This window comes from Embleya sp. NPDC055664 (assembly GCF_053618075.1).
In genome coordinates this window covers 230,362-231,648 of record NZ_JBSHGZ010000013.1, presented here as the reverse complement: position 1 = coordinate 231,648, position 1,287 = coordinate 230,362, and the positions used below count along the sequence as shown (strand labels likewise).

General features: G+C 71.2%; 1 protein-coding gene. It reads left to right on the top strand.

The genetic code is table 11. The annotated features are described in order from the left end of the window. The first annotated feature begins 111 nt into the window (after window positions 1–111). On the top strand, window positions 112–1,173 hold the full coding sequence (locus tag ACWGR4_RS22855; protein ID WP_379997792.1) for a hypothetical protein: 1,062 nt from the start codon (window positions 112–114) through the stop codon (window positions 1,171–1,173). Window positions 1,174–1,287: the final 114 nt, after the last annotated feature.

Sequence of the window (1,287 nt, the reverse complement as noted above, 5' to 3'; positions counted from 1 at the left end):
CAACCCCTTAACACTATCGACGCCACCCCCTAACTTGCCCCGAGCCCCCCGGGTCGTTTGCGACATCCGACCCGGGGCTCTCGGGACCCACCCCATGAACCGAGGAGAATCATGAAACATGCGAGGAACTCGACCCGCGGCGTACTGGCCGGCGTGCTGGTGGTGGCGGCGGTCGGCGCGACGGCACCCGCCGTCGCCGCCACCTCCGCAACGAAAGCCTGCGCGTGGACGCCGGCCATCCTGCCGATACCCGCGGGCGCGCTCGCCGGCGACGTGCGGGCGACCGACGGAAGCGGTGGCTACGCGGGCACGATTTCGTACGGCGCGAATTCCGCACAGGGCTCGCGGGCGACGTTGTGGAAGAACGGCAAGTTAACCGACTACGGACTCCTGAACGTTCCCGGATACCAGAAGTGGGTCGAGGTCCTCGGCGTCAACAAGGCCGGGACGGTGGTCGGAAGCGCCTTCCGAAACAGCGGACTCTCGAGCGCCGTCCGCTCGCGCGACGGTGGGCTGGAGCGCCTGCCCGAAGTGCCCGGTGCGTCCGCCTCGCGGGCGACGGGTATCAACGACCGCGGGGACATCGTCGGCGCGGCCGACGTCGGGACCGGAGCCTCGTCGTATTGGAAGCCGGTGATCTGGCCCGCCGACAAGCCCGGAACAGTGGTCAAACTCACCGGGTTGCCCGACAGCGAGGGTTTCGCGACCGGTATCGATCAGGACGGCACCGTGCTGATCGATGTGGACAAGGACTTCAGCCGGCGGCCCTACCTGTGGAAGGCGGGTCGAGCGCATGCGGCGCGCCTCCCCGCCGGGGCGGTGGACGTGCTCACTCGCGGCATATCCAACGGCCGCTTCATCGGCCAGGTCACCTATGGTTCGGGCAACGGCGCGCCGAGCGTGTTGTGGGACCGCGACGGCGTGCCGCGCGCGGTGGCGCGGGCCGCGGATGTCACGGGCATCAACCGCGACGGTCGGATCGTCGGTCGTACCGATGATCCCGATTGGCACGAATTCGGCGTCTGGCGGTCGTCGGCGCTCGAATCCACGGTGAGCTACGCCCCGGACCGCGGGCTCGAATTCGCGGTCGCCGGTGACGACGGCACGATCGCCGGTCGGAGCTGGAAGATCCCCGGCGGCGCGGACGAGCCGACCGTCTGGACCTGCCGCTGACCGAACCGACCGCGTACGGCGGTGCCGATCCCGGACGCCGAGGGGGGGGCCGGGGGGGGTGTGGCCGGGGCCCCCCGCGGCGGGGGGGGGGGGGGTTGGGGGGGGGGGGGCGGC

Excerpts from the sequence above, each read along its gene's own strand:
- ACWGR4_RS22855 (WP_379997792.1), top strand. The coding sequence starts at position 112 with ATGAAACATGCGAGGAACTCGACCCGCGGCGTACTGGCCGGCGTGCTG.